Source organism: Butyrivibrio sp. INlla16, assembly GCF_900104155.1.
Classification (GTDB): domain Bacteria; phylum Bacillota; class Clostridia; order Lachnospirales; family Lachnospiraceae; genus Butyrivibrio.
The window spans coordinates 1-4,184 of sequence record NZ_FMYB01000113.1 but is presented as its reverse complement, the minus strand read 5'-3'; the positions used below and the strand labels follow the sequence as shown (position 1 = coordinate 4,184).

Here is a 4,184-nt window from a genome sequence, read left to right as displayed (position 1 = left end):
ATCAATAAGAATTAGTAAATTCCATACCCGAGTTTGGAATTAGTAAGTTCCATGTCGTGTGTTAAAGGGGTGGAATTTAGTTTTACAAGTTACTTATTTTCATATTATGCATATAATATCAAATTTCTTGTTGACAATACATATATCCTTGTGTATTATATAACTTGCGTTGCAGATGCGACTTAATATATATGCGATAGTAGCTTAGTTGGTAAAGCGCCACCTTGCCAAGGTGGAGACCGCGGGTTCGAGCCCCGTCTATCGCTCTTTAAAATCAAATATTGTGGTAACCGAGCTTAGCTCGTTTACATATACGCGATAGTAGCTTAGTTGGTAAAGCGCCACCTTGCCAAGGTGGAGACCGCGGGTTCGAGCCCCGTCTATCGCTCTTTGAAACCCCAGATGTTTTCTGGGGTTTCAGTTGTTTTAGGCAAAAAATAAGTGGTCTTTAAGTGGTCTTTTTGGTCTTTCAAGCGAAGCATTCCCTGATTTTCTCAGCCTGTGTGTCACTCTGAACCGCTCTGATATAGTGCAGAGTAGTGTTCTTATCAACATGTCCTGCTGCATACATCACCGTCTGAATATCTCCTCCGGTTGCCCTTGCAAGGGCTGTAACACTCCAGAATCTGATCTTGTGACTTGAAAGATAGGGAATACCTACTGCTTCCGTTACCTTTTTCAGGTGCTTATTAAATTTGTTTCCGTCAAGTGGACTTCCGGCTGCGTTGCAACAGATGTGATCTGATACAACCTGCTGTTCTCTTAACGCTTTCAGTGCTTTTTCAGCCCTTTCAGATAAAGGAAGTACTCTCGCTCCATGTTCGCCGCCTTTGGTGTGATTAACTTCAATGAAATGGTTCTTTCCATCATCACCCTTTCGGAGAACTATCTCTCTTGAGATTGAAATCGTATGTTTTCTGAAATCTACATCCGACCATCTGAGAGCTCTCAGCTCACCGATTCTCACACAGAGGCAGAACATAAGCTCAATACCATATTCATAACCCGTCTTTTCTGCAAGTCCATCAAGATAGGCAAGTATCTTGTCTCTGTCTTCATCCGTATATCTGATGTTTTCATTGTCCACAGCCTTGAATTTTAAGTCCTTGCAGCTGATATTTCTGCTTAGATTGCTTGTAACAATGTCATTATCAACAGCTATATCGAAGACAACATTGAAGATACTCTTGATATTGACGAAGTTCTTTCTGCTCATGACGCGACCAGCGGTTAGATCCTTGAAGAACTGTTTAAGGTCTGATGCCTTGATCTCTGATATCGACATATCTGCAAGCGGAGCATCTTCATAATACTTGTTCCAGATCTGGCGGTATCTCGATACTGTAAGAGAAGATGTGTCAGTATCATGTTCCTTATTGTTCATTACCTCTTCGAACAGTGACCTTACTGTATATCTGTCATCTCCAAACAGATATATATACATCCTCTCATAGGCTTCCTGCTCACTCTTGGCAGTAATCTTACTTCTGTCATCGCTCCTGAGCGCCTTTGGAATCCTTATCTTGTAACTTTTGTTGGTCTTGTCATAGACGACGATCTTACTTCCTTCCCTTGTATAAGGTAGAAAAGCCTCCTTTACTCTTAAAACACGTTTCCGTGCCAAATACTGCATCTTCATATTTGCAATCTCGGCACTCTCCTCTAGGAAAAGTGTAGCACCGCCGTAATCTGACTGTAAAGCAAATAGCGATCTGTTTCTGTTGTCTTTCCCCATATTCTCCTCATAAAAAGAGCCGGCAGCGAAGTGTAAACGCACCTCGTAAACCGACTCTAAAACTTTATTCTTATATCCTTTCTGTAATTATTTTTTTATTTCTTCCGTTTACCGTTTATCCGTTTATAGATAAAGATCAGGTAAAAGGTATCTCCATCTGTTCGGGGACAGGGACAAATCCGTCCGGATCCTCGACCACTGGTGGAGTGCCTTCCCTTCTCCATGCCCTCTGCTTGCCATACTCAAAGAAGTTGTGAGATGAAACATATTTCCATCCGGGCATGTTGTTCATGATTTCGGCGATAATCTTCGATTCACCCATCTTAGGTCTGTCAAAGAGCTTGCTGTGCCCAAGCGCCTCGTAATAGAGCATGTTGCCACAGACATAGTTTTCTTTGGTAGCATCTAAGAAGTCCCTTATTGATGTTTCCATGGGATCCTCGGGCACGAAGTCTTTCTGAAGCTCCTCCAGCTCATTCTCCATTTCTTCTGAAAGCGTCAGAGAGAAATCACCGCTTCTATAGATGACCATCATTTCAGCCCACATCTGCTCGATATATTTCCTTGACGACTCCTCATCTTTGAGGATGTGAACTTCCGCCAGATAAGCATTGCATTCAACAGGGATAAATCGTCTGTTCCCTGATTTATCCGGTGGAAGGAACTGCTTTTTATTGGAAGTTCCTGCAAACACGCACTTTCTAGGATGTTCGGAAGAAAATTTGTCATAGCGGATTCTGTAAACATCAACCTGCCTTGTAATGAAGACCTTAATCTCTTCCTCATTGGCTGCTCTTATAGCAGCTAGCATTTCAGCCATCTCTACAATCAGATGTCCCTGAAGCTTTTCAAAAACATCCTCACCATCCAGCTTTTTCACATCATCGGTGAAATATCTGTCATTGACTGCCAGAAATCTTAGGAAAGTTGACTTTCCAGCACCCTGACCGCCCACAAGGCAGAGCATATAGTCAAACTTGTGACCTGGATCATAGACTCTTGATATTATTCCAAGCATGAACAGCTTCAATGCCTGATAGTTTAGCTCTGTTAAAGGCGCTCCAAGGAAATGGTGCAGTGCATATCTGACCCTTTCTTTGCCATCCCAGACCAGTGACTCCCAGTATTCCTTGACAGGATGGTAGGGATTATCAAATGACACAGTCTTTATAGCCCTTTCTATCATCCTGTCAACCTTAAGCCCGTAATAGGTCTCAAGGTAAGTGATAAGATTAGCCTCATCCACATCAGACAGAGGCTCGGATGTTCTTCTCCATGGCATGGGCTTTATGATATCTATTCTTTCATTTAGCTCGTTATACCTGATGGCATCCTTAAGAACGGGATCCTCCCGAAGCGCTATCTAACAGTTAATATTGGACTGCTTAAGATTTCCTTTCATATCTGTTTCAAGCATTCCTCTTACAAGCTCACGCTGTCTTGTGACTTCATCCGTGGCTTCAGTGGACTCATTTTCTTTGTTTGCTGCGTACTGCTTGGCAAGTTCGGTCATGAATCCTGATTCTATAAGGACCTGCGCCATCTTTGACAGTTCATCGTTATTCAAAGTTTTTAATTCGTTCCCCAATACTCTTTATCTCCTCTCCATAAATCTCCAGCACCTCGATCTGCTTGCTTCTTTCTCCAAAGCAAAGGTCATCAAGAAGCTCATTTACAAGATCAAGTTTGTTTAATGCCTCCACGAAAAAGGGATGCCAGTCGGCATCCCTCATATCTTTTGGTTCATATTTCTTTTTCCAATCCCATAAAAGCCTGTGATACTTTGACAGGGTATTGATTGCATCCCGTCTAAGAATATCGAAAGCCCTGACTACATCTCGACTGAATTCCAGATTCTTTTCCTGACGGATCTGCTCTGGTGTTTTTGCTAAAGGTTTGCTATCATATCCAAACTGTATTCCTAAGAAGAAATCTTCATTCACCTTCTTTGCTGACTCTATAGCGGACAGTCCGTAATAGTTCGATACAAAATCAATAGCATCACCATCAGCCCCACATCCGAAACAGTGATATCTGGTATCGACCTTCATGCTGGGATTTTTGTCATTATGGAAAGGACAGCAGCACATCCCTTTGCTGCCTACCTTTATACCATAGTGGGTAATTACATCAGAAGAAAAGCGACGCCAATGCATCCTTAAAGCACAAGAATTGCGTGATAATGGGTGTACAATAGTTGAAATTGCCAGAATATTGGGGCGTGACTATAAGACAATCAGGAAATACTTAAATGGGGATCCAGACAAGATATGCCAGGGCGAAAGCAGACATAGATCCGAACTGGAGGGTTATAAAAACTACATAATCGGATGGATAAATGATGGATGCACACAGTCAGATATTTCAAATAAACTCAAGGAGCTTGGATACACAGGGACATCGACAAACGCAAGGCTTTATGTAGTCAACCTGGCCAAGCGACATGGAC

Annotated in this window: 5 protein-coding genes and 2 tRNA genes; 3 read left to right on the top strand and 4 right to left on the bottom strand. The window is 42.3% G+C overall.

What is annotated here, in order from left to right; translation table 11 throughout:
- Nucleotides 1-193: 193 nt before the first annotated feature.
- Nucleotides 194-266 (top strand) — tRNA-Gly (locus BLR42_RS22020).
- A gap of 49 nt (nucleotides 267-315) precedes the next feature.
- A tRNA-Gly gene (locus BLR42_RS22015) sits at nucleotides 316-388 on the top strand.
- An 81-nt stretch (nucleotides 389-469) separates the two neighbouring features.
- On the opposite strand, the gene BLR42_RS22010 is transcribed toward BLR42_RS22015, so the two are convergent.
- From BLR42_RS22010 to BLR42_RS22000, 4 genes are all read right to left on the bottom strand, one after another.
- Nucleotides 470-1,735 (bottom strand): tyrosine-type recombinase/integrase, encoded by a 1,266-nt coding sequence (locus BLR42_RS22010; protein WP_091873833.1) that lies wholly within the window; start codon nucleotides 1,733-1,735, stop codon nucleotides 470-472.
- A 136-nt stretch (nucleotides 1,736-1,871) separates the two neighbouring features.
- Nucleotides 1,872-3,098, bottom strand: coding sequence for a virulence-associated E family protein (locus BLR42_RS22005; RefSeq protein ID WP_242879476.1), 1,227 nt, complete (start codon nucleotides 3,096-3,098; stop codon nucleotides 1,872-1,874).
- A complete protein-coding gene (locus tag BLR42_RS23775; RefSeq protein WP_242879474.1) occupies nucleotides 3,099-3,323 on the bottom strand; it encodes a hypothetical protein in 225 nt (74 codons plus the stop codon).
- Nucleotides 3,295-3,891: a CHC2 zinc finger domain-containing protein gene (locus BLR42_RS22000; RefSeq protein ID WP_091873831.1), complete on the bottom strand. Its 597-nt coding sequence runs from the start codon at nucleotides 3,889-3,891 to the stop codon at nucleotides 3,295-3,297. The genes BLR42_RS23775 and BLR42_RS22000 overlap by 29 nt, the downstream gene beginning before the upstream one ends.
- 16 nt (nucleotides 3,892-3,907) lie before the next feature.
- Here BLR42_RS22000 and BLR42_RS23235 point away from each other — a divergent pair.
- On the top strand, nucleotides 3,908-4,184 hold a 277-nt coding region (locus BLR42_RS23235; RefSeq protein WP_207648598.1), incomplete at its 3' end, for a hypothetical protein.

Coding starts and splice junctions, on each gene's coding strand:
- BLR42_RS22010 (WP_091873833.1), bottom strand. CDS start 1,735: ATGGGGAAAGACAACAGAAACAGATCGCTATTTGCTTTACAGTCAGAT.
- BLR42_RS22000 (WP_091873831.1), bottom strand. CDS start 3,891: ATGCATTGGCGTCGCTTTTCTTCTGATGTAATTACCCACTATGGTATA.